General features: G+C 34.2%; 22 protein-coding genes. 3 read left to right on the top strand and 19 right to left on the bottom strand.

Annotated features, from left to right (window positions below; genetic code table 11):
• Position 1 precedes the first annotated feature (1 nt).
• The 12 genes from RT228_RS04925 to RT228_RS04870 form a co-directional block, all read right to left on the bottom strand.
• Entirely contained in the window at positions 2-1,291 is a 1,290-nt protein-coding gene (locus RT228_RS04925; protein ID WP_131540808.1) for a hypothetical protein, read from the bottom strand.
• A 1-nt stretch (position 1,292) separates the two neighbouring features.
• A complete protein-coding gene (locus tag RT228_RS04920) occupies positions 1,293-3,629 on the bottom strand; it encodes a TonB-dependent receptor domain-containing protein (RefSeq protein ID WP_131540807.1) in 2,337 nt (778 codons plus the stop codon).
• Positions 3,630-4,012: 383 nt separating this feature from the next.
• Entirely contained in the window at positions 4,013-4,447 is a 435-nt protein-coding gene (locus RT228_RS04915; RefSeq protein ID WP_233445971.1) for a hypothetical protein, read from the bottom strand.
• 62 nt (positions 4,448-4,509) lie between these two features.
• Positions 4,510-5,238 carry an MBL fold metallo-hydrolase gene (locus tag RT228_RS04910; protein WP_131540806.1) on the bottom strand — a complete coding sequence of 243 codons (729 nt, stop codon included), beginning with the start codon at positions 5,236-5,238 and terminating at the stop codon, positions 4,510-4,512.
• An 83-nt stretch (positions 5,239-5,321) separates the two neighbouring features.
• Complete coding sequence (thrC, locus tag RT228_RS04905) at positions 5,322-6,611, bottom strand: threonine synthase (RefSeq protein ID WP_039329326.1); 1,290 nt, start codon at positions 6,609-6,611, stop codon at positions 5,322-5,324.
• Positions 6,611-7,531, bottom strand: a complete 921-nt coding sequence (locus RT228_RS04900; RefSeq protein ID WP_006265155.1) for a homoserine kinase — start codon at positions 7,529-7,531, stop codon at positions 6,611-6,613. Before RT228_RS04900 ends, thrC begins: the two co-directional genes overlap by 1 nt.
• A gap of 1 nt (position 7,532) precedes the next feature.
• Positions 7,533-9,980 carry a bifunctional aspartate kinase/homoserine dehydrogenase I gene (thrA, locus tag RT228_RS04895; RefSeq protein WP_006265154.1) on the bottom strand — a complete coding sequence of 816 codons (2,448 nt, stop codon included), beginning with the start codon at positions 9,978-9,980 and terminating at the stop codon, positions 7,533-7,535.
• Positions 9,981-10,110: 130 nt separating this feature from the next.
• Positions 10,111-10,257, bottom strand: a complete 147-nt coding sequence (locus RT228_RS04890; protein ID WP_172461559.1) for a hypothetical protein — start codon at positions 10,255-10,257, stop codon at positions 10,111-10,113.
• A 223-nt stretch (positions 10,258-10,480) separates the two neighbouring features.
• A complete protein-coding gene (locus tag RT228_RS04885) occupies positions 10,481-11,542 on the bottom strand; it encodes a CNNM domain-containing protein (RefSeq protein ID WP_073144349.1) in 1,062 nt (353 codons plus the stop codon).
• A 110-nt stretch (positions 11,543-11,652) separates the two neighbouring features.
• Positions 11,653-12,909: a hypothetical protein gene (locus RT228_RS04880; RefSeq protein WP_073144350.1), complete on the bottom strand. Its 1,257-nt coding sequence runs from the start codon at positions 12,907-12,909 to the stop codon at positions 11,653-11,655.
• A 239-nt stretch (positions 12,910-13,148) separates the two neighbouring features.
• The gene (locus RT228_RS04875; RefSeq protein WP_073144352.1) at positions 13,149-13,649 is read right to left on the bottom strand and encodes a DUF2199 domain-containing protein; all 501 of its coding nucleotides are present in this window, start codon (positions 13,647-13,649) and stop codon (positions 13,149-13,151) included.
• Entirely contained in the window at positions 13,649-14,716 is a 1,068-nt protein-coding gene (locus RT228_RS04870; protein ID WP_073144354.1) for an SMI1/KNR4 family protein, read from the bottom strand. Before RT228_RS04870 ends, RT228_RS04875 begins: the two co-directional genes overlap by 1 nt.
• A 56-nt stretch (positions 14,717-14,772) precedes the next feature.
• Here RT228_RS04870 and RT228_RS04865 point away from each other — a divergent pair, with 56 nt between their 5' ends.
• Entirely contained in the window at positions 14,773-15,339 is a 567-nt protein-coding gene (locus RT228_RS04865) for a GNAT family N-acetyltransferase (protein ID WP_006259124.1), read from the top strand.
• A 52-nt stretch (positions 15,340-15,391) separates the two neighbouring features.
• Here the strand turns inward: RT228_RS04865 and RT228_RS04860 are convergent, their stop codons facing one another.
• The 5 genes from RT228_RS04860 to glyA all read right to left on the bottom strand — a co-directional run bounded on the left by RT228_RS04860 (position 15,392) and on the right by glyA (position 21,266).
• Entirely contained in the window at positions 15,392-16,237 is an 846-nt protein-coding gene (locus tag RT228_RS04860) for a hypothetical protein (protein ID WP_039329316.1), read from the bottom strand.
• An 85-nt stretch (positions 16,238-16,322) separates the two neighbouring features.
• A complete protein-coding gene (locus RT228_RS04855) occupies positions 16,323-17,234 on the bottom strand; it encodes a hypothetical protein (protein ID WP_131540804.1) in 912 nt (303 codons plus the stop codon).
• Positions 17,235-17,346: 112 nt separating this feature from the next.
• Positions 17,347-18,720, bottom strand: a complete 1,374-nt coding sequence (locus tag RT228_RS04850) for an aldehyde dehydrogenase (RefSeq protein WP_131540803.1) — start codon at positions 18,718-18,720, stop codon at positions 17,347-17,349.
• 86 nt (positions 18,721-18,806) lie between these two features.
• The gene (locus tag RT228_RS04845; protein WP_006261021.1) at positions 18,807-19,769 is read right to left on the bottom strand and encodes a hypothetical protein; all 963 of its coding nucleotides are present in this window, start codon (positions 19,767-19,769) and stop codon (positions 18,807-18,809) included.
• 222 nt (positions 19,770-19,991) lie between these two features.
• Positions 19,992-21,266 (bottom strand): serine hydroxymethyltransferase, encoded by a 1,275-nt coding sequence (gene glyA, locus RT228_RS04840; RefSeq protein WP_131540802.1) that lies wholly within the window; start codon positions 21,264-21,266, stop codon positions 19,992-19,994.
• Positions 21,267-21,375: 109 nt separating this feature from the next.
• Between glyA and fahA the strand changes: the two genes are divergently transcribed.
• Positions 21,376-22,659, top strand: a complete 1,284-nt coding sequence (gene fahA, locus RT228_RS04835; RefSeq protein WP_006259130.1) for a fumarylacetoacetase — start codon at positions 21,376-21,378, stop codon at positions 22,657-22,659.
• Positions 22,660-22,791: 132 nt separating this feature from the next.
• Complete coding sequence (locus RT228_RS04830; protein ID WP_225600483.1) at positions 22,792-23,457, top strand: SMI1/KNR4 family protein; 666 nt, start codon at positions 22,792-22,794, stop codon at positions 23,455-23,457.
• Positions 23,458-23,571: 114 nt separating this feature from the next.
• Here RT228_RS04830 and RT228_RS04825 read toward each other — a convergent pair whose 3' ends face one another.
• Positions 23,572-23,928 (bottom strand): four helix bundle protein, encoded by a 357-nt coding sequence (locus tag RT228_RS04825; RefSeq protein ID WP_006259132.1) that lies wholly within the window; start codon positions 23,926-23,928, stop codon positions 23,572-23,574.
• A gap of 1,158 nt (positions 23,929-25,086) precedes the next feature.
• Entirely contained in the window at positions 25,087-26,019 is a 933-nt protein-coding gene (locus tag RT228_RS04820) for a hypothetical protein (protein WP_006259133.1), read from the bottom strand.
• Between the last annotated feature and the right edge of the window lie 88 nt (positions 26,020-26,107).

The following is a 26,107-nucleotide window of genomic DNA, read 5'->3' as shown; positions in this document are numbered from 1 at the left end:
TTTATAACTTGTTTACTTTAAACAATCCTTGAGGCTTTCCTCCTTTTTGAATCTCAATAGAAGGCGTTGCTTTTAGCATATCTTCTGATAATTCATAGTATCCCGATTTTGTATCATTTACCACACGAATAAATTTCTTATTATCTATTTTAGATACTCCTAATGAAGCGGCTGGTGTTTCGACTAATGTTACTCCCTCTATCTGAATAGGTGTTACTGCCTTACTCTTAATATCAATCACTACATACTTCCAAATAGGAGTCAAATTAATTGTTTGTGGATTTGCTAATGGTACATCATTTACCAACGTTACTATTTTTCCTTTCTCTACATAGATTGTTGAGAATTTACCAGGTGTTACACTGTTAAACATCGTATTGAAATCTAATTCCCATGATTGGTCTACTTCATTTGATCCATTCTTAATACGTGCTATTTTAGATTGATCTCCTAAACCTCCTGTTTTAATACCTTGACACACGAAATACAAATCTTTATTCTCGTCAAAATAATACAACGGGTTCTCATCAACGAAAGCAATATTACCTGTATTCTTTACCTGAGTATCTCCTATCCATTTTCCATTAGTCAAATCAATAACAGCAAGATGTACATCAGTTGATACACCATCAAACATACCTCCCTGTGCCCCTTGGTTCTTTCCAAAAGTGATATCAGCATATAGTTTATTGCCATTAATTGCTAATAAATGTTGACCTATTGCTTTAAAGTTTACTCCTTGTAGATTTAACTTTTTCTCTAACGCATTAATCTGTTCGGCATAATCTCCTAACATTCCTTTTTTTGCCATTCCTACTGGATCAAACATCTGTATTTGTGTAGGTTGACCTCCTTCAAAATAATATCCTGTTGTATGATCATTCGTTAATGTAAAGTTCCCTGAACCTGCTATTTTTGGTTCTAAAGCAATACTTTTAGTAGTGTAAAAGCCTTTATCATCAAAAATGAATTGACCTAATGCACGAGAATTATTGTCATCAAACATTCTATACACTCTATTACCATATTGACGATAACCTCCCATTCCTCCTGTGGTTGTCGTATTACCTGTAGCATTGTCTATTGCTCCTTTTGGTAAAGAAGAATAGGCTTTTAAGAAACCGTTTTTAACAGGTCCTTTCCCCTCTGATAAAGTCATCAAAAAATATTGACTCTGTTTTACTTCTGGGTCTACTGGTGTTACAGGATTATTGTCATCTGAAGAAGAGCATGATGCTAGTGTTAATGCAAAAGCAAATGACATTGATAATAATGGTTTTATAAGTCTCATGTTAATTAAGTTTATAGTTAAGTTTTAAGTAGATACTCCTACCTGCTTTTTGTATTTTAAAATAATCGTATAAATCTTGATTTAGTAAATTGCGTATCTCAACTCCGATAGACACTCCTTTATCATTTAACTCATATAAAGTACCTAGAGTAAGAGAAGTCTGATCTGGAACAATGTTTTTCACATCTCCTTTACTCTTTCCAAACAATCCTAAGAATCCATTTGGTTCCATAGATTTATCAATAGGTTGAATGTAAAACTCACGAACGAAATTAAGATTAGCATAAGCTGTTAATCGATCTTGCTTCTTGAAAACATCAGTAAACTTAGCTTCTGCTCCAATGTTGGCAAAAAAGAATGGAATATTTGGTACTCTATTACCTTTTAACCATTTATCTGCGGCTTGTTTAAACTCTCCATAACGAATACTTTGCCAAGTAAAGTTCCCATAAAACTTATAGTTCTTTTTTACTTTCAGGCTTAGATCTCCTTCAAAACCGTATCCATTAGCCTTTTCTTTATTGACAAAAACAGAGAGAGGTGGATTACCTGACACAAGTACAATGATATCTTTTGTGTGTCTGTAAAAACTATTAAAACTATATTGGAAGTTACCCACCTCCTTCTCTATTCCTAAATTTAAATTGATACTCTGTTCTGGCTTTAAATTAAAGTTCGATGCTATAAAAATATAGTCACCAAATAACTCTGTATATCCTGGTAATCTTCTTGCATCTTCTACAGAAAAGCGAAGATTAGTTTGTTCTGTTAATCTATATTTAGCTCCTAAAGCCCAACCAACTGCATTATCTGATACATCATGAATATCTCTAGCGGATAAGTCTACATTACTAGCAGTATTAAGCCCTCTACTTGAATAATTATACAACTTCACAATTGCATTTGTTTCCAATTTCTTATCCCACCACTGACTCGTCAATCCTATAGCTAACACATTCTTTTTATAACGAGTAGGAAGTTCTATCACTGTTTGGTTCAAATCCTGAATTACTCTTCCATAAGGATCTTTACCCTCTCTTTTAGTATAATTGTAAGTATTGTTTAACCAGATTTGTTGTGAAGGATTAATCGCATAGCCTATCAATGTTCTTGAAGTAAAGAATGTCATATCTATATCAGCATCCATAGGCATATCTCCTTCCCCTCTATACCCACGTGGGGTGAACTCTCCTAGCCAGTTATACCTTCCTTTTAAAGTATCAATAGCTTGTGACTTCACTACATTATAAGATAGAAATTGATCTATAGATAATTTATCATTGAATACGGCTTTTTTATACCTTAATGTTGGAATAACACTGTGTTGCTTATCTTCAATTCCTCCATAAGGTACAACCATTGAAGTAGGACTATTTTGAAGTTGTTTATCGATATTATAATAACTTATACCTAGTTCAATTTTATCTGCCCAAGAAAGATTATGAGCTCCTAAATAAGCATTAGCAAAGAAGTGCTTATATCGATTGTGAAACAACTTTACCTTAGAATGAGTTTGAGCTAATTCAAGATCAGGAGTATTAATCTTATAATCATTATCAGAGTAATTATAAAACACCTCTCCTCCTGCATATAGATTGTCATTTAAGTTATAATGCCCTCTTACAGCAGAGCGAATTGTATTAAATGAACCATATTCTACAGAAGCTCTTAATTGATTACTTTGTATAGAAGAAGAAACTAAATTAACTGCTCCTCCTAAAGCATCACTTGCTAAGTGCACAGGGATAATTCCTTTATATACCTCCACTTTATCCAATACATCTAATGGCACATTAGAAATATTATACCCTTGTCCCAAATAGTTTAAAGGAATACCATCCTTAAAAAAACGTATTGCATTACCTTGAAAACCATTCAGATTAATATTAGCCTCTGAACCTAAGCCTCCTCCTTGTCGGATACGCACTCCAGTAGTCTTGTTCATTAAATCATTTAAAGAGGTAGGACGAAGAATCTCACTTTTAGTATCCATAGTGACTGCTCTAATAATATCTCGATTACTATTTTGCTGTTCATCTTTAGTTTGAACAATAATATCTGATAAGATGGTGTGGTCTTCTTCTAAAACAAATGAATTGCGAATCAAATCCACAGTATCGAATGTTTGATTCACACTTTGATAGTGTTCAGCAAATACTTGAATAACATAAGACGATGCAGGTTTTAGGTCAAACTGAACCTTACCCTCCCCATCTGTTATCAGTTGTTGATTATTTACTATTACGACAGCATTCTTTACCAACTGATTACTGTTATTGGTAATAACGATACTCTTCTTTATTTGCCCCAAAGCTAATGAGGTACTGGCTAGAGCCATCAATAAGGTTACTTTACTAAGCCTGCTCACTTGTTATTTATAATTATTTTAAATAATGACAAATGTAGACTTATTTACCTCACTAACAAGAATAATTCTAAATAATCATTTAAAATAAGCTTAAACTAAATATAAAAAACGCACAATAAAGAACAATTAAAAATAAAAACTATAGATTTATAAATTATATAATTCAAAACATCCTTTGATATACTAAATAAAAAATAGAATAGTTAAAGTTATAATACTCACTTTAGGTTACATAAAAAAACCTTCTAATCTTATTATGATCAGAAGGTTTTTTATAATTTATTCCTCTTTATTCCATTTAACAAAGTACTTAGCTATTCTACCAAAATTGGTTATCATTAAGAATCCTAACACTAAATTAGCAAAAGCTCTAAAAGCCCATATTCATCAAAGGTAGGCATATTTTCATTTCTGATAGCTACAGTAAATCGTTGTATAATCCATGTAATCATATAAGGGAGATTATTCACAATGAGTATTCCTCCAATAATAAATATCCCTACCTTAACAATATCAACAGCAGTCAGATTATCGACTACTATTTTATCAGTGTCATAACCATTACTTAAGCGGAAAAGGCTAACTATCTTATCTCCATATAACATTAACAGAGTAAATACTACCAACAAAAAGATATATTGACTTATATCTAACAGTAAATCACCAAAGGTATTTTCCTTTACAGTAATCAAATAGTACAAACTACTTAATAGAGACAAAAAATAGGTAAGAAATAAGTAAAACCCTAATAACTTCACTAATGCCGTAAACAAATCTCTTTTACTCATAGATACTCATATTAAAGATTGAGAGTATCTAATATACAACTAATTAGTGTGTCTTTTTTAGTTTATTCACAACAATACACTGCTTGTTCCATATCGTGATAGAACAGTACTGTCCAATGCTCTTCCTCAGCCTGTATCTTCCATTCTGTACGCCACTTCATCGCTAGTTTACCGTCATAATCACTTTTAAACGCCATATTAAATTCTAGATAGCTATGCTTTGGTAGATTATCTGCACCATAAAAGATGGTTTGTTCTTTGTCTTTAATCCAAAATACCTGCATATACGGCGTATGCCCTCCCACCACTTGATAAGTAATCTGATCATCTATACTACCTTGATCATCATTCATCCATATGATATTAGGTAATACCAAGGCCTCTTCCAATATATCGTAATCAAATGAAATATCATCCATAGACAACTCTGCAAAAGCAACTTCTCTGCGTTGAATGTATATTTGAGCATTAGGATAGCGTCCTATATATCCTTCTTCTGTTTCTTCAACCAAACCGTTGATATGATCTTTGTGCAAATGCGACATCAACACTCTATCTATATCCAAAGGAGTTAATCCTTCTTTCGCCAATAATTCATCTATTTTGTAAACACCATTCTCTTGATATCCTAAACCTACATCTAATAATGTTTTATGATTATCTGTTATGATCAAAAAAGGTTGTACTGCTAATTGTATTTCTGTGGTCAATACCTTATCTCCTATAGGTAAAAAATTCTTTACCTCATCTTCATAAAAATCACCTTCTTTTAAGGGTACTACTTTAATCATTGTTTTGTGAGTTTTGAATTACAAAGATAAATAGAAATAAAGAAAAAGGATTGTTCTAATCACAATCAGAACAATCCTTCCTATTATTTTAAAAGTTCTTCTTTCAAATCCTCATAAGAAGTGAGAACAGTACTTTTCTTTTCTCCTTTCATAATCTCTTCCAATCTATCAGGTATAGGAATCTCTATTTCTAATAATTGTTCTATACACTCTGGAAACTTAACTGGATGTGCTGTTCCTAAGAATACCCCTGTAAAATCATGATGTGCCTTAGCGTACTCCTTGATCCCTAGATATCCCACTGAAGCGTGAGGATCTAGTAGATAGCCACTCTTCTCATATTGTTCTTCTATTAATGCTAATGTAGCCTTATCTGTAAAAGAATAGGCTGACAGATCTTTGCTCAACTCCTTCGCATCTTTAGCAAACAATTCTAATATACGCACGAAATTGCTCGGGTCACTTACATCCATCGCATTAGAAATTGTCTCTACTGTTTGTTTCGGCGTATAGGCTTTAGAAGAAAAGAATCTTGGTATTGTATCATTTGCATTAGTAGCTGCAATAAAATGAGCAATAGGCAATCCCATCTTTTGAGCTAGCATCCCTGCACATATATTTCCAAAGTTTCCACTAGGTACAGATACAACCAATGGTTTGTTTAAATGTTGTAATTCTTTATACATCAAGAAATAATAGAACATCTGAGGTAACCAACGAGCTACATTAATTGAATTCGCTGATGTCAAACGACAAGATTTCAACTCTTCATCTAAAAAAGCCCTCTTTACCATCGCCTGACAATCATCAAAACTTCCTTCTACTTCTATTGCTCTAATATTCTTACCTAGCGCAGTTAATTGCTTCTCCTGGATGCTACTCACTTTCCCTTTGGGATATAAGATAACAACTTCTATTCCTTCCACATCATAGAATCCGTGAGCTACAGCACCTCCTGTATCTCCTGAAGTTGCCACTAGAATAGTAATTTTCTCTTTTTCCCCTTTGACAAAGCTTCTCAAACATCTAGACATAAATCCCGCTCCTACATCTTTAAAAGCTAATGTAGGTCCATGAAATAACTCTAATGTATAAACATCTTGATCAATCGACACTACAGGAAAATCAAATGCTAACGTTTCTCTTACAATCGTTCTTAGCTCTTCTTCTGCTATCTCTTTCCCTACAAAAGGAGCGATAACCTGGTATGCTATCTCTTCCTTACTCATCGCTTGAATACCTTCAAAAAACGAAAGAGCTAACTGAGGTATTTCTTGTGGAAAATACAATCCTTTATCCTCGGCAATACCTTGTATTGCAGCTTCTTTAAATGAGGCTACACGCTGAGGGTTATTTAAACTATAATACTTCATTACAATACTTTTATACCTTGTGAATTAATAGGCGATACATGAATATCAAACTCATACCCTGCATCCTTTACTACTTGACGCATTGCTTCTGCTACGCGCTCTGCATTCTCCTTGCCTTTGCTCAATGCAAACACAGAAGGTCCTGCTCCTGATATTCCTCCTCCTAATGCTCCATGCTCACAAGCTGCTTGTTTTAACTCTGCATAGTTTGGTATCAATAGTGAACGTTTAGGCTCTACAAATTCATCGTGTAATGAATTACCAATCAAATCGTAATCAGAAGTATAAAGTCCACATATCAATCCGCCAAGATTACCACATTGTTTAATCGCTTGTTTTAAAGTAACTGTTTGCTTTAAAACCGAACGAGCATCCTTTGTTTTCAATTCTATCTGAGGGTGAATAACAGTAGCGTATAGCTCTTTTGGAGAATCTATATGAACTATATTAAGCGGTTCATAACTATGAATAAATGCAAACCCTCCTAATAACGCTGGAGCTACATTATCCGCATGAGGTGCCCCACTCGCTAAAGCTTCTCCTTGCATAGCATAATAGATCAACTCTTTATTGGTCAGTGGGTATCCACATAACGCATTGATACCATAAACTACTCCTGCACTACTAGCAGCACTACTACCAATACCACTACCCGCCTTGATATTCTTGTGAATCACAATCTCGAAGCCAAAGTCAGGTTGTAGTTTTTCTATTAGAGCTAAAGCGGCAACACCTGCTACATTCTTCTCTACTTCAAGTGGTAAATCAGCACCAATAATCTCTTTGATACGCACTCCTTTTTCTGCTGTTTGAGTGATAATCATTTCATCACCTACATTATCTAAACACACACCCAAAACATCAAATCCACATGATAGATTAGCGATTGTAGCTGGGCAAAATATCTTTATTTCTTTCATCTTATAACAATTTACTTCCTATTCTTATTACATCTGCAAATATTCCTGATGCTGTCACTTCTGCTCCTGCACCCGCTCCTTTTATTAATAACGGTTGTTCTTGATAGCGATTTGTATAGAACATTACAATATTATCTTTCCCTTCTAAGTGATAGAATGGGTGATTAGACATTATCTCTTGCAGACCTACACTAGCCTTACCGTCATTAAGCGTTGCCACTACTTTTAGACAAGCTCCTTTAGCTTTTGCCCCTTCATATAGAGCTTTAAAATGAGCTTCTTCCTTAGCTAAAGCTGTAATAAACGCATCAGCATCCTCAGCCTCCATACAAGACATAGGTAAGAAACTATCCACCTGTACATCTTCCTCTTCTACCCAATAGTTACACTCTCTCATCAGAATCATCAGTTTTCTCTTCACATCTACACCACTCAAATCTATCAATGGATGAGGCTCTGTATACCCTTCTTTCTTAGCTAGAGCTACTATCTCTGCAAAAGGTTTAGAACCGTCATATTGATTAAAAATAAAGTTCAAACTACCACTTAATACTGCTTGTATCTCTTTTACTTGATCTCCTGAGGCAACAAGGTTCTTAATTGTATCAATAATAGGTAAACCTGCACCTACGTTTGTTTCGTATAAGAAAGGAGCATTGTACTTCTTAGATAGGCCTTTTAACTCTTTATAATATTCCATTGTAGAAGAACATGCTATCTTATTACAAGTCACCACAGCAATACTATTCTTTAAATATGATGCATAAGTCATGGCCACATCAGCAGTAGCGGTATTATCTACGAATATGCTATTGCGCAAATTCAGTTCTTTGATCTTATCTAAGAATCCCTTTTGAGTCATAGGAACTCCACAATTAGACAAATCTTTTACTTCAGCCAAATCAAAGCCTTCTACATTAAAACACATCAATTTAGAATTAGCTATTCCTACCACTCTAACATTTACTTTCAGATGTTCTCTTAAATAATTGTGTTGTTGCACGATTTGCTCTAAGAACTTCCCTCCTACATTTCCTATTCCCATAACAAATAAGTTCAACTGAACCACCACTTCTTCAAAGAAAGCTTCATGTAGCACATTCAATGCTTTCTTGACATCTTTCTCTAAAATTACAGCTGAGATATTTCGCTCTGATGCCCCCTGAGCGATAGCACAGATATTAATATTGTTACGACCTAAGGCACTAAACATTTTACCACTGACTCCTTGATGCCCTTTGATATAATCTCCTACAGCTGCAATAATAGACATCCCTAATTCTACACGAACCGGTTTTACTTTTTTGTTTTGTATTTCAAACTCAAAAGCTTTGTTAATCACTTGTTCTGCTCTTACGGCATCTGGAGCAATAATAGCAAAACAGATAGAGTGCTCTGAAGAAGCTTGAGTAATGAATATCACATTGATATCCTCTAAAGACAATACTTCAAACAGTCGTTTAGAAATACCTGCCACACCTACCATCCCAGGACCTTCTAGTGTCAGCAGTGCTAGATTGTCAATATTTGTAATTCCTCGTACAGGATTAGGGTCTGTACTTCCTACAGTACTGACTAAACTTCCCTCTGCTTCTGGTTCAAAAGTATTTTTAACAATCAATGAGATTCCTTTAGGTAAAATAGGCGCCAAAGCAGATGGATACAATACTTTCGCCCCGAAGTGAGAAAGCTCCATTGCTTCTTGGAAGTTGATGTGTTTCACTATTTTTGCCTGTTTTACTACTCTTGGGTTAGCCGTATATATACCACTTACATCTGTCCAAATCTCTAGTTCTTTTAAATTAAGAGCAGCTGCGATAATAGCTGCAGTATAGTCAGATCCACCACGTCCTAATGTTGTCACTTCATTTGCTTCTGACTCTGCTATAAATCCTGGTACAATAGTTACTGCACATTTATGTTTCTCAAAGTAATCAACGATTAACTGATCAGTTACTTCAAAGTTTACAGCTGCTTTACCAAACTTGTCATTTGTCTTGATAAAATTTCCACTATATCCGTGACGACAGTCTTGCCCCTGTGCCTTCATAACCTCAGCGATAACATAAGAAGAAAGGCGTTCACCATAAGACATAATCAAATCCTTAATGCGAGGAGATAACTCTCTTAGTAAGAAACACCCTTGTAACAATACTTCTAATTCATTCAGCTCTCTAATTACACTGCTCAATATTCCTGCTTGATCATTCACAGGGATTAATGCCCTAACAACTTCTAAATGACGATGACTAATATCTTTAAATTGGTCTATATATTCTTCATTATGTGCCGCCGCTTGTACTGCTGCAAGCTGTAGTAGATCAGTCACTCCACTCAGCGCAGATACCACTACGATAACAGGCTCTTCTATCTTATTGATGATATCTATACATCTCTTTATATTCACGGCATTAGCCACTGATGACCCGCCAAACTTTATTACTTTCATAAAATTTCATTGATTTGGTTTTCTCCCAAAGCAAGTAACTAATTGATATTAATCGCTTTGGACAATATAAAATACAGCCGTTAATAAATAAACGACCACAGACGATGGTTATATGTAATAAATTCCCCCTTTACAGGGTTGAGATAGATGACGATGACGAAGATGTCAACGTAATAGTAGTTACTGTAGAAGTAGTAACGTTAGAAACACGAGAAGTTGCACCACTTAAGATAGTAGTGTTTAAAACAGGGTTATATGTTCTAAAATTCGCGTTCATTGATATGGCTAAGATACCAAAACCATTTTGAAACAAACCAATAAAAAGTTAAAGAAATTCAAATATTTATTTCAAACGACTTCATTAAAGCACTCTTAATCCCAACAAATACAAGGGATAAACAACATTAAAAATATTTTAAAAAACACTCCTATTTACACAAAAAACAAAGAACTCCATCACTAAAAGTAATGGAGTTCTTTGTTTTTTAAACTCTGTAAACTTATTTTATACCGTCTTCATCAGCCAAATAAGCATATTTCTTTTGTCTATTTTGCCATCTTTCTTCTGCATATTGTCTCAAGTCCACGATCTTATCTTTCTCATCAATAATTTCAAAGCCAAGTAGAGTCTCGATAATGTCTTCCATAGTGACTAGACCATCTACTTCACCATACTCATTCACCACAATAGCGATATGCTCATGCTTCTCCTTCATCTTATTCCAAGTCGTAATCACATTCAGTTTTTCAGACACAAATAGAATATCTCTCTTTATCTCCTTTAACTGAATATCAAATCTATCTTCTGCTAAATACTCGAACGCAACTTCTCTTAGCACATAACCTGTAATATTGTCTTTCGTATCACTATACACAGGGATTCTAGAGAAATGTAGAAATTCTTTATTCTTCAGAAACTCTCTTAAAGTCATTTCTTCATCTGCACTAACCAACATAATACGTGGCGTGTGAATTTCGTCTATACGTACTTCATTTAACTTGAATACGTTTTGAATAATCTTGTTCTCTTTAACACCTAAGATACCTTCTTGCTCTCCAATGCTTGCTAAAGTTGCAATCTCTTCTCTACTAGTAGAAGACTCTGCATGCTTTTTACTCAACCTCTTTGTCAAGAAAGATGACATAATCACTAATGGATAACTTACAACTACCATAGCAGAAATAACACTTGCCATAGATCCATAGATATCCTTAGCATAATTTGCTCCTAAAGTCTTTGGTATAATCTCCGTTAAAACTAAGATTAACAAAGTCAACACAGCAGATACCACTCCGAAATAAGCTTCACCAAAAACTACCGTTGCTTGTGCCCCTACTCCTGCAGCTCCTACTGTATGCGCAACTGTATTAAGAGACAAAATAGCTGATAAAGGCCTGTCAATATCCTCTTTTAGGTTTATCATTTTTAAGGCTTTCTTATCTCCAGCTTCTGCCTTTGACTTTAAAAAAGAAGGGGATAAAGAAAGTAAGCTTGCTTCTGCGATAGAACAGATAAAAGATACAGCTAAAGCTAGAAACAAATAAACTAATAATAATGTCATGTATTTTTAAATATATACACAAGATTACCTATAAAAAACACTTAGTAAGAATAATAATTAATCAAAACATACAAATTAGCTTCTGAAACGTCAATATGAGTTACTGATATTTAGGTATGTTGCATAATGTATCCACTTACTCTAGTCTTATCACACCAGAAGATATAACACAGTCCTCCACTACCGTAATACACTTCACCTCCTTGTACATCTGGAACTTCTGAGTCTAACTGCATAATAAACTGCATCTTCTCTCCGCTAATAGGACACGTCAAAACCTCTCCACTCTGTATCCAAGAAGGTTCTCCTCCTATTCTAAACAAATTCTCTCTACTATTAGCGCTTGCCCATGACTGAAACGACCAACGAGAATCCGTAGGTACGATACTTACTTCTGTAGGAACCATCGCATGCTCTTCTACCCATTCTATTGTCATGGGCTCTCCTATCTTATGAGGAATTCCTTGTTCATCGTGTTGATAAAAGACAACACCATTTTCATTTAATTCACGTAAATGACATCCCAACACTAGTTGAGATAAACGTATTGGCAATCCTTCAGGAATAGGATTTAATGTAATGATATGCATAAAAGGGTTATTCTCGTCTTCTGTTAGATACCCACCTACTTTATACTTATCTGCTAATGGTACACCATTCCACGTTGGATGATCTGTACGGTTTAAATGTACTGCACTTGGCTTGTTTAAGTACTTTGGTTCAAATAAAATATGATACGTTTGATCTGAACAATATCTTTTTACCTTTCCATGTTCTCTACACAATCCCACACCTTCTAAATACCCATCAATATAATCTGCTGAACTCACATAAGTGCTCAATTCTAATTCTAACGCATGTGGAATAAGGCTTTCTATAGTAGTGATATCTCTAGATTCGACTAAACAATTAAACAACTTAATCTTAGTTTCTAAATCGGTACTTGATGCTAAGAATTGAGCTAAATAAGGTTGTAATTGAGCAGAAGTACAATTTCTCCAATGATAGTCTGCAAAATAGCTATCCCCATTAGGATTTAAGACTAATAAATCATCGAGATAAGGATGTAATATATGAGGTAACTGAATACCTGCATACTCTATAACACTCTCTGCTACGGCACTCTCTTTTTCTTTTAAAATATCAATTGCTATTTTAACTAATTGGCTAAAGTCTTTCTCATTAACATAACTTAGTGCACTGTGAAAAAGCGTTGAATCCTTCTCTATATTCATCAGAAACTCTAGGCAGAAAGCATATATTTCTACTTCATCCTTCATTAATCCTCTTAATTGATTATAAACATCAGGTGTCTTCCATTCTGTCTGTTTATAATCTATTGCTAATTGTTGTCCTTTACTACTCATTCTTTTCTATCTCTATCCTATTTATTCTAGTTTGCCTTATTGAGAGGTACTTTATACCTTTTGTACAAAGTCTAATCGCTGTATTCCTTGCACTTTGGCGCACATTGCTTGCACTTTCCTAGGACTTTCCTTGCCCAGAGCACCTTTTTGTCGAAGAATAGTGCAAGAATACCTCAAGGAATCTGCTAGCATCATACAGCAAAACTAATCTTGAATTATGGCATACTTAAATCCCAACTCTATTTTACTAAAGCCTCAATTCTCTTCAAAGCTTCCTCTGTCGAAATTCCATCATAAAAGTCTTTTATAAATACTGAATCTCCTTTTTTATGAGGTAAAATAGTTGGAATCCCTTTACTATTATCAACCTCAACATTGGTAGGTAAAGCAAAAGAAGTATTAGGAGGATAATTAGGTAAATTAGTCACTAGCCAACCAAAATAAGTAGTCTTGTACTCTTTATCCTCATAGTGCTCATAATAGTCTTTCATACTCGCCTCACTAAGACTAACCCAAACCCCGTAATCCAAGTATTGGCAGGCATCATAGACATACTGAGTCAACACTCCTCTCAGATACCAATGTGTCTCATCTCCTTCATCTATACTACATATTTCGCTCGTTAAGTCTGCGTGTTCTCTTTCTTCCTCAGACAGTGCTAAGTAAGGATCAGGAGCTCTAAATACTAATGCAGGCCAATCCTCGTGTTCTTGCCCACAATCTGCACATATATATATCATTAGAATGTTCCGTTATCTATTATAAATTGTTGATGTTCTGTTATTGCTCCTTCTAAAGATTCTATTTCTCTATAAATCAACTCCTCTAGGCAGAAAGCAATTACTGTTCTACTCCAAGACTCATTTTGTAATTCTATAATTTGTCCATACGTTCCTGTATCACTTGGATCAGTATCTATCAGTAGATAATCTCCATTCTTCCCTTCTGCAAAAGGAATCCACTTAGGGTTAGCATATCCTGTACACTTAAGTCGGGTATCATAATCAGTTATTGTATCTTCATCTACCTCATCATCATCGAACAACTCATTGATACCTTCCCACTCATCTGCTATCTTCTCAAAAGGCAATAAGTCATAATCCCATCCGTTGGCATGCAAACTTAGTGCTGAAGTAACAGCATTCCACTTCACATTCGCTATCTTATAAAAATTAACTAAAATGGCAGGTAATTCTACTTCGTCTAATTGCTCTACAACAATATCTAATTGTTCTTGAGTAATACCATGTGTCGGATTATAGTACTTATTATCAGCACCAACTCTATGTTCTATTGTTTTTTTCCATTCATACCATACCGCCTCTAAATATTCAAAGTTTTCATCAATAGGTAATAATGCTACTTCTTCTTCTTCAACCTCTTCATAAGCTTGTAAAGAAAGAGAATACAACTCTTCCCTTCTGATATTATACCACACCGTCACATCATTAAATCTAAAAGCACCAGTATCATCTGTATCCCAAAGTTTTATACGCTCTTGCTTATGTTCGTTATAATACTTCATTACATCTGATTCCCCATTTAGTTTTAATTGACCTATAAATGCAGATTTCACAGCTGTAGCGTAATCTTCTACTCTATAAGTTACTTCTATGGTATTAATATTTATCCTATCCTTAGCGAAAGCTCGTAATCCTACTGTATGCCAAATATAAACATCATTATGCTCTCCTGAGAATACCTCTGGCTCTCCAAATAGTGTAAACAGTTCTTCTTTTGCTATCGGAAAGCTATACAGTTGCCCATTTATCTCAAATCCTTTTGATGTAAAATCAAAGTCTATCATCTTTTTTATTTTGGGCTAAAATACTATTAATTTCAAACAATAAATTCACTGAATACATGGAAGTATTTACTATTTTTATAAAAACAACTCTTATGAAAACAATAGAATTAACCACAGAACGCCTTCTTCTAAATCAACCTAATCTACAGGATATTCCTCGCCTATTAGAGATTATGAAAAACCCTGTATACAGTCAGAACACAACCAATATCCCTTATCCTTATACAGAGGCAAGTGCTACTTTTTGGGTAAACTTAGCTTTAGAAGGATTAGAGATTGGAGATAAATACATCTTTGCTATTCGATTAAAAAGTAGCTCTACGATCATCGGTGGAGTCGGCTTAGGAATAGACAAGGCAAACAATAAAGCTGAGATGGGCTATTGGTTAGATGATCAGTACTGGAATAAAGGATATATTACTGAAGCAGCACAAGCTCTAGTTCATTTTGGCTTTGAGACATTGCATCTAAAAAGAATATTTGCTTCTCACTTTACGCATAATGAAGCATCAGGAAAAATCATGCAAAAGATAGGAATGCAACAAGAAGGGGTATTGAAAGCCTATACATTAAAGGATGGTGAATACCTTGACCATGTGTTGTATGCGATAGTAAATAAATAAGGGTTAGAAGTTTTAGCTTCTAACCCTTATTTATGTATCGTATCAATTATGATTACTTTTTCTTCACTTTTACATTTTGAGAAGTTGTATTAACCATCGTGATATTAACTCCTTCATCTGATTCTATATTAACCGTAACATCTAACTTACCATCTATAGATTCAAAGTATTTCTTCTCCATATCATAAATAACTTCTTTAGTACCTCCTCCTTTCATCTCTGCAAACTTAGTAGAAGTACTCTTAGAGGTGATCGTTGTCTCAATAACTAAATAGGCTTTATTATTAGCTATTTTGGCTATTTTATTTACTTCTTTGGTTGTTACCTCCACTTCACTTTCATCAGATAATCTCATCTTTTGAGTATTAGTAGACTCAAATTCTTGATTCACTTTTATAGGATCACTACTAAGTCCATTTCCATTAAATAAGTCATCTAACATCACAAGCAAATCTCCTTCTAAAGTCTTGTGTTTTTCACCTAATGATTTAGACAATTTTAACCCTTTTTTGGCATCTACACTACCTCTACTATATCCTTTTATAGGCCCTTCAGTCTCAGTATTTACAACTGATTTTCCTTCAAAAACTCTAGCAACTCTCTTCTCTAGGTCCAAATCAAAGTTCAGAGAATTCTTCTTTTTAGTTGTCCAATGTAGTGTATAACTTGCATTAGATTCTTCGGTCTCATAAGTAGGATAAGAATTCTGCCCCTCTTTATTAATCATCTCAATGATTTCTTTATTTCCTACAAGGTTAGTAATCGTACTAAACTTATCATTCGAAATTATCTCATAAGAGCTACCCGGTTGTAAGTCAAGTGATAAAACAACAGATTCTTGTGCTTGTACCTGAGCAGAAAGTGCTACACAAGAAATAAAAAACAGTATCTTTTTCATCTTTTTTAATTAAAATCACCACAAGGTAATTACTTTTTAACAATTAAACTATTCAAATATTAAAAGCTTTTAACTGTTAGATTTCTTATTTCAATAAACTCACATTGTAAATTAAGCTTCTAAGATCTTGTTGGATTGTTTTTACTGTTGCTTGAAGCTCATTATTCATATCTGACATTAAATGAATTCCCTCTGATTTAAAAAATCCACCTTTGCCAAAATAGAGTTCCTCATCCTTTTTACTAATCTCCTCATTAAAAGCAAAAAACAGCCATCTATTCTTTAATGTCTGTATTAGAGATAATTTACCTTCATTACTAAAAGATTTTTCATTCATCACTCTCCATACTGCAGGAGGAAATGCAAGATTATCATTCTGTTCAAACCAAATATTACTAAGTAAACTTCGATTCGTTTTTAGTTCTACTTTTTTGCCTTTCGGATTTAATAACAAAAATCCTAGTCCTGTACCTACTACCCCACCAGCAATATTTAAACCTTTATTCGTATTATCATTTGTAATCAATGCTGTCGATAATGTAACTGCTGCACCGATCGCGATAGAAGCAACTGTTAGTTGAGTATTGGTAGTTCCGTTTTTAGCATCCAATACCCTTGCTAGTTGATCATATCGCTCCCCATTACAATCTAGTTCTGCTGCCAAAGCATCTATCTCTGTCTGAAACAATTGAACTCTAATAATAATCTGTTGCTTCGCTTCTAATCTCTCTATAGGATCTGTACTATTTATAAACTTAGCCAACTGAGACACTAATCCTAGATGAGACGCTAGTCTATAATCATGAGGAGACAACTTCTGTTTAACACCTAAATCTTCAAACGCCCTTTGCTCTTCAGTAGTATCATCTGTATACACAATGGTAGGCGCACAATAGTTCTCTTGCAAAACAGTCACTCGTGAACTTTTGATAACTGATGAACAAGATGCTAAGAAAGTACAACCTATAAGAGCTGTCATTAGTTTAATCCATTTCATTTTACTTATTTTTAATTCAAAAATAGTTAATAAGAGTTAAAACAATTATCTTTAATTAATATTTTTACATTAAAAACAAAAGAGGCAAGCATTATACTTACCTCTTATTCTTTTACTTAAATAATCTTCTCAACCAATTCTCCTTCCTTTTTGTATAAGGAGGATATTTCATATTAGACTCAAACCAGAATGGCTTGTGTAGTATACTTTTAAAATGAGTAAACGCTTCGAAACCATATCGTCCATGATAACTCCCCATTCCGCTAGCACCCACACCTCCAAAAGGCAAGGTACTTGTAGTCAAATGCATTAAACTATCATTGACTGCACCTCCCCCAAAAGAGACTTCTCTTAAAATCTTCTTTATAAGGCTCTGATCCTTGGAATAAATATAACATGAAAGAGGTTTAGGTTTTTCTTTTACTTTCTCAATTATCTCATCTAATGACTCAAAAGCTATAATAGGCAATATAGGGCCAAATATCTCTTCTTGCATAACACTATCTTCCCAAACCACATTATCAAGGATTGTAGGGCTTATAAATCGTTTTTCTCTATCTATATAGCCACCAAAACATACCTTCTCAAGATTAATTAAACTAACCAATCGATCAAAGTGGTGTGTATTAATAATCTGTAAATAGTGAGAAGGTAATTCTTTACTATCCAATGGGTAATTACTCATTTCTTTCTGAAGTTGCTTAATCAACTTCTCTTTGATTTCTCTTTCTACTAATAGATAATCAGGAGCTACACAAGTCTGTCCCGCATTCAATAACTTCGCCCAAACAAGACGTTTAGCCGTTATCTCTAAGTCACAATCTTTTAAAATAAACACAGGACTCTTTCCTCCCAATTCTAGTGTAACAGGAACTAAATTCTTCGCTGCTGCCTGATATACTATCTTTCCAACAACAGTACTTCCTGTGAAAAATATCTTGTCAAACTGTAGGCTTAATAACTGTGTAGTTTCTTCTACTCCCCCCTCTACCACATATAAAAGCTCTTTAGGAAAAATACTATTGAGCAACTCTGCTAATACATTGGATGTATTCATTGGTAATTCACTAGGCTTAATCATTACTGTATTTCCTGCTGCTATAGCTGTCAAAGCAGGCAAAAGAGATAATTGATAAGGATAATTCCACGCACCAATGACTAAACACAATCCTAATGGTTCTGGCATTATATACCCCCTCCCAGGAAAATTGATAACACCTGTAGAAACTCGTTTAGGCTTACTAAGTTTCTTAATATTCTTGATAAAGTAATCAATCTCTAGATAAACAATAGACAACTCTGTCATATAGGTCTCAAAAGAAGACTTCCCAAAATCTAGATATATCGCTTCAGCCAATCTGTCTTCATTGGCTTTAAGCAATTGTTTTAGTTTCTTTAATTGTGTAATACGAAAGCTAATATCCTTCGTTTGATTGCTATTAAAGAAGTCCTTTTGAGCATTGAATATTGAGAGTATAGTGTCCATAGCGTAATAGTTATCCTATCAAAGATATTCATTTTACAGATATGATAAAGTAATACAAAAAGCGAGACTATAAGTCTCGTTGGTTATTACGGTATTTTATGAATAACTCCATAGTTATAATAAGTCAAAGTTCCTTTCTCTGTTAGGTAAATCACTTTATTCTTCGCTAATACTTTTAGACGTATTACCATCTCATTTTCTTGTTTAGAAGATTTAGGTAATAGTACTTGCCAATTCTCTATTTTACTAAGATCAACACTTAATTGTCCTTTTAAGAGATTTTTACCAGCGAAAAGATAGATAACCTCCTCTGCACCACAATAATCTCCTGCACCTAATAATTCAATATCATCTCCATTGTCCTCGAAAACAGACTTACTATATACTTCTAAGATTTCTTTTGCAGTATAATCTTTAAACTGAATAAGGCTTCCACTGTACATCAGATGCTCTAGTCCTGAAGTGAAATATACCTGTTCTCTATCTTCAAAGAAATTCACTACTGGTAATAGCTCCACTTTAACCTCATTCATATTTAAATCAATAAAACTCTTATTTTCTGTATCAAAAGCAATAATATCTCCACCCCATTCTCCATAATTAAAACCTCCCCAAATAACATTACTCCTATCTATAAAATAAGTTGAAGGAACAGACATTCCTTCTTTAATTCTTATTTGAGTATTCATAGTTTTTTGTTGATTGTATATCTTAGATGTAGACACATCTTCTATTCCTTTATCAGTGAATAAATAGCCATCACCTTTACTAGTATACTGTACTCCATTCACCTTATTAAGACTACTGTAGATAATCTTCCACTCCTTATTTTGGTAAAAGAGAAGATTCTTATTATTAGCAACTACAATTAACTCATCCCCTTTCAGACTAATATTATTTAATTGTGTATCTCCTTCTGTCTGAATTTCCTCTACTAATTTTAAAGTAACTTTATTATACACTGATATTTTATTCTGTCCCTTTAAAACATAGACAAGTGAATCAGAAACAACAAAGTCTCTGATTTTCTGACCAAAAACAGTACTCATAAAAACAAGATTTACTAAACTTAAAATGATAAACTTTTTCATATTCTTTCTCTCAAAGACTTTAAAACGACTCTTTATAACCTTCTCTATCAATAAGGCTCTTAGGAATGACAAGAACGCTTACTAATATACATTATCTCCTCTTAGTACAACTATTTATTAAACAAAAAAAGGGACTCATCTCTGAGCCCCTTCCTTATTAAAATCTTATATTTTAGTCGATTACCAAACGAACATTGGTCTTTCTTCCATCATTTCATTTACTTCGTCTGCTACTTCTTCTAGAACAGCCTCATCAGTATGATTCATCAATACTCTATCAATAAGTTCTACGATAGTTTCCATATCAGCTTCTACTAAACCTCTTGTAGTAATAGCTGGAGTACCAATACGGATACCTGAAGTTACAAATGGAGATTTGTCATCAAATGGAACCATATTTTTGTTCACAGTGATTTCAGCTTTCACTAATGCTTGTTCAGCTTCTTTACCAGAGATATTCTTATTTTTAAGATCGATAAGCATCATGTGGTTATCAGTTCCTCCAGAGATAATGTTATAACCTCTCTTCACGAAAGCAGCAGCCATAGCTTTAGCATTCTTCTGCACTTGCATCATATATTGGAAGTACTCATCAGTTAATGCTTCACCAAAAGCAACAGCTTTAGCAGCGATAATGTGCATTAAAGGTCCTCCTTGGTTTCCAGGGAATACAGCACTGTCTAATAAAGCAGACATCATACGTACTTCACCTTTAGGAGTAGTTAATCCGAATGGATTAGGGAAGTCTTTACCCATCATAATCATACCTCCACGTGGTCCTCTCAATGTCTTGTGAGTAGTCGTAGTGATAATATGACAATGAGGTACAGGGTCATTCATTAATCCTTTAGCGATTAAACCTGCAGGGTGTGAAATATCAGCCATTAAAATAGCCCCAACGCTATCTGCAATCTCTCTGAAACGTTTAAAGTCCATATCACGAGAATAAGCAGATGCTCCAGCGATGATTAATTTAGGTTGCTCTTTAGTAGCTACCTCTTGTATTTTATCATAATTTAATAATCCTGTCTCTTGATCTACTCCGTAGAATACAGGATTGTATAACTTTCCTGAGAAGTTAACTGGTGATCCATGAGTTAAGTGTCCTCCATGAGATAAGTCAAAACCTAAGATTTTGTCACCTGGTTTAAGACATGCAAAGAATACAGCTGTATTAGCTTGTGATCCAGAGTGAGGCTGTACGTTAACATACTCAGCACCGAATAAAGCTTTAGCACGGTCTATCGCGATTTGCTCTACTACGTCTACTACTTCACATCCGCCGTAGTAACGTTTATTAGGGTATCCCTCAGCATACTTGTTAGTCAAACAAGAACCTGCTGCTTCCATAGTTTCTTCACTTACAAAGTTTTCAGAAGCAATTAATTCAATACCATGAATTTGTCTATCTTGCTCTTCTACGATCAGGTCGAAAATTTCTGAATCTCTTCTCATTTAGTTTGTGTGTTTCGTTAATTTGCTTCCAAATGTACAAAAAACGTTTGTTATATTCAGTCTTAATTATATATTTGAATATACTATTAACTTAAACAAAAAAACAATTATGATGATTAGTGCAAATGATCCGATGAGGAAAACATGGTTACCAGTAGAGAGTGATTCTGACTTTCCAATTCAGAATATTCCTTTCGGTGTTTTTATCACCAAAGATGATATTATAACTATAGGAACTCGTATCGGAAATTATGCCATTGATTTGAGTGCCTTACAAATGCTTGGGTATTTTAAAGGTATAGAGCTGACAGATGATGTTTTTTTACAAGACACACTTAATGACTTTATCTCTAACGGCAAAAAAACATGGCGAGCGGTAAGAAATAGAATCGCTGAGATATTTGACCAAAACAACGATGAATTAAAAAACAATACTAAACATAGAGATGTTGTCATCTTCAAAATAGAAGATGTAGAAATGCAATTACCTGTGTATATAGGAGACTATACTGACTTCTACTCAAGTAAAGAGCACGCTACCAATGTTGGGACCATGTTTAGAGATCCTGATAATGCTTTATTCCCTAACTGGCTTCATATCCCGATAGGGTACCATGGTAGAAGTTCTACTATTGTTCCTTCAGGAGTAAATGTAAAACGTCCTGTAGGACAGACTCTTCCTAAAGGGGCTACCACGCCTATCTTTGGAGCATCACAACGTGTAGACTTTGAACTAGAAACTGCTTTTATTACTACAGATGCTAATCTAATGGGAGATAGTGTACCTGTAGATGATGCTGAAGAGCACATCTTCGGTATGGTTCTTCTAAATGACTGGAGTGCACGAGACGTTCAGACTTGGGAATATGTACCGCTAGGACCATTCTTAGCTAAGAACTTTGCTTCTTCTATTTCTCCTTGGATCATCACTTTAGATGCTCTTGAGCCTTTTAGAGTAGCAAGCCCAAAACAAGACCCTACTCCTCTTCCTTATCTACAACAAACTGGAGATAAAGCTTTTGATATCAAATTAGAAGTTTATATACAACCAGAGAATAGTGAAGATAAACTAGTCGCTGAATCTAACTTTAAATATATGTACTGGACAATGAGTCAGCAATTAGCTCATCACACTGTAAATGGATGTAAAGTAAACTCAGGAGACTTAATGGGCTCTGGTACTATATCTGGTCCTACACCTGACAGTTATGGTTCTATGTTAGAGTTAACTTGGGCTGGTACTAAACCTATCACCATGCCTGATGGTAGTACTAGAACATTCTTACACGACTATGATACTGTAACCATGAAAGGATACTGTAAAAATGATGAAGTAAGAATTGGTTTTGGAGAAGTAAGAAGTACTTTACTTCCTGCTACAATCAAGTTTTAAAAACACTATACTGATCAAGTATAAATGACATACAAAAGCGTGAAGTAACTCTGTTATTTCACGCTTTCTTTTTGAGTAAACCCATACTCTTTTCTAATTATTAAGTACATTTGAACCTTCAATACTATGACTATGTACACAGAACAAATCAAACGCATCAAAGAAAAAATAAGTCAACTTGACAAATTAGACCAAGACTTGGAAGTATTCGGTGCTGATACACATGAATATATATTAAACCCTGTATTAAGCGAGAAAGAAGTAACACAATTTGAAAAAGAGCATCAAATCAGTTTACCAAAAGACTACGTAGCTTTTATTACACAAGTAGGAAATGGTGGTGTAGGTCCATTTTATGGATTACAAACACTAGCGGAAGCTAGTGTAAACGAAGAAGTAATGATGATCACAGGAGAAGACACTTCTTCTCTTTTACAAAAAGCTTTCCCGCATACTCAACCTTGGAACCCTATTGAGGCACTGGGTGAAATAGATAATAAGATAGAAAAAGCTGCTGAAGAAGGAAACGAAGAATTAGAAGAAGAACTATACGAAGAGAGATTAGAAATAATCGGTGGCGAAGAGCACGATTATGGAAGACTTAACTTATGTGACTATGGATGTGGTATCACATTATTCTTAGTAATTACGGGAGAACAAAAAGGAATTATGTGGACTGATGATAGAGTTAATGACGGCGGATTATACCCAAGTATTGAGCTAGAGAACGAAGCTAGTCTGTCTTTTTTAGACTGGTATGAGCTTTGGTTAGATAATACTATTGCTGAATTTGAATAAAACTCAGTATAGATAATTGAAATAAAGAAGCGTGAAACGCCCCGTGCGTATCACGCTTTTTTTAATAGGCTAATAGTCTTTTTAGCCATAGTCTGTACATGGTAAGTTAACGTCTTATTCCTTTTTCTTTTTCAACGATTTGATTAAAGTGTACAGCATACTTCTAATCTCTGTAATAGTAGAATCGTATTGAGCTATATTCTCTAAATAATTCAGATCATGTGCTATCACTAATTGAGTTTCTAACTCTGCTAAATTTCCTAGAGCTATGTATAGAAACTGTTTATACTCCTTATTCCCTTTTCTAGCACTCCCCTCAGCTATATTAGAAGGAATAGCTACAGCACTCTGTCTTAGCTGACTGCTCAGTCCATATATTTCCTCTTTTGGGAAGTCTTTTGTAATATCATAAACAGTAGAAACAAACTCTACACTGTACTTCCAAACCTCTAAATCGCGATGTGTATTCATAATTAAATTTTAGTCGAAACTACTTATAATAATGTTGGTATAGGCTATCATAAATATTACGAAATAATTAAGTTATCGTAAAGTAGAGATTATACACTCGTCTATCTTTCCCTTCCTAACCTGAGTTCGATTACTATTAGTTCTTTACAATTACATAAAACGTAAAAACAAAACAACACTATAAGCAACTACACAACAACGCATTTTATCACCATACTTAAAGATAAGTGCGTGGAATCTATTTTATATAATAAGTTTTATACTTTTTTATTTCATACTAAGCCTAAAAAGGCTGTCAAAACAAAGAGACTTATTTTATCTTTTAATCTTTTTTAAGGTTTTCTAAGAAATGCAATAGCTTAATGTAGTTAAAGCCCGTAAGGACTATCAAAACTCTTGCGTATATTGCAAAACTACCTGTACAAAAGAAACTGATTAGCACTAACATTAAACAAGGTTTTCTTCGGGCGTTGATTAGAGAGTCTTTTGGAGTTCTTCGGAAAACTAGTCTTCCTTCCGAAGAAACACTGAATTATTCCGAAGAGGTTCCGAAGAAACGCATAGTGATAATATTATTTATATCTGTAAATCAGCTAATTATAATATCTATATAGGAATAAAGTGGAACTTTTGGGAAATAAAGAGAAGTTTTTGGAAGAGAATGGAAGAAAGTGGAAGCTATTCTAAAAACTTGTTTTTTCGATTGTAGTTTTGCCATGTAATCAGGAAGAGAAATATAATCTAATTGGTATCCTATGATTTTCCGTGATAAACCTGCAAGCTAACTTCTTTTTAAATATTTTTATCGAACAACCATGATTTTATCTCAGTCTTTATTTACAAGTTAAGGATAGTTTTATTTTGACCTACTAGGAGATTGCTTGAGGTTTTCTTGCACCTTTCTTGCACCTTTCTTCGACAAAACTACCTTCTAGGCTAGAAAACCCCTAGAAATCTCCTAGCAATCCCCTAAGAAGTGCAAGCCAAGTGTTCTTGTTCTAATCCTAAATATGAGTGTCATTCTATATTAATACCATTACACACTAATGGATAAAACCTCTTTAGTCCAATTGAGGTTCCTACATAAAAAGCCCCTTAGTATAATCACTAAGAGGCTTTTAAAAAAAGTACATTATTTACTCTAAAAGTAAATCGTAATTAACATCCTATACTTTCGTGCGCCGCTACGGGCTGTATAGAAACATTATTATTGGTTGTATCTGACAGATACAATGTCGGTCTAGAGATATTGTACTCCGTAGAAGTATTAATCAATATATCTATTATATTATCACCATTAAGATCTCCACTAAAAATCACTTTAGGCACCTGTCCTTCTTCAAAGTACTTCTGAGATAATAGCATCATTTCGCTGACTTGTTCTCCGTCTTTTATCTCCATACGCAAAGTATAATTCTTCACATAATACTTAGGCATTTCATAGCCTTGCTCTACAGAGTTTAAGAAGTCTTCTTCGCTTACTCCATTAAGTTTTCTTGTACCCGTAGCATATAAAGTATACTCCCTACCTTTAAATGAAATTTGTACTTTCTCGCCAGGATAGATATATGAAGGAATATTTGCCGTCTCTACAACAGCCTCTTTCAGACTACTATTTTTCTTCTCTATAAACATTAGACAAGCTTGTTTTCCACTATTAGAAATAGCTACTCCACTCACTTCGTCTTCCTCTTCACTAGTATTTGCAAGAATCTTAGATACCAGAGGCGCCATAGCCACTAACTTATACGTATTAGTACTATCAGATATTAATCCTAACCATTCTTTTGACTCTATTCTTTCAGGAACTTCATCTGCATGAAATGCCCCAGGTGTAAGAAGCGTATTGTCAAATGAAAAATGTTTTGGATAATCCTTAATATTTTCGGTTCCAGACACTATACTATAGTGTTCAAAACCATCGTCATCTGTTCCTATGTTGCTGATGACTATTTCTTCAGGTTTTAGGTTAGCGTAACCAATATTCCGCTCACCCTCAGTAGATACTTCTTCTACTTCTTTGTTTTTACAACTGTTCATAGCTAGCCCAATTGTCAAAACTATCACTGCAATTAGTGATTTTCTTTTCATCGTTATTTCGTATTTTTAAGGTGGTGCAAAAGTATATGTTCTTCTGATATCCCAACTATAAAAACCCTATTTTAACACTATACATAAT

It is taken from the genome of Myroides sp. (assembly GCF_032073645.1).
GTDB lineage: Bacteria > Bacteroidota > Bacteroidia > Flavobacteriales > Flavobacteriaceae > Flavobacterium > Flavobacterium odoratimimum.
The sequence above is the reverse complement of the archived record's forward strand: the minus strand, read 5'-3'. Positions and strand labels throughout refer to the sequence as shown.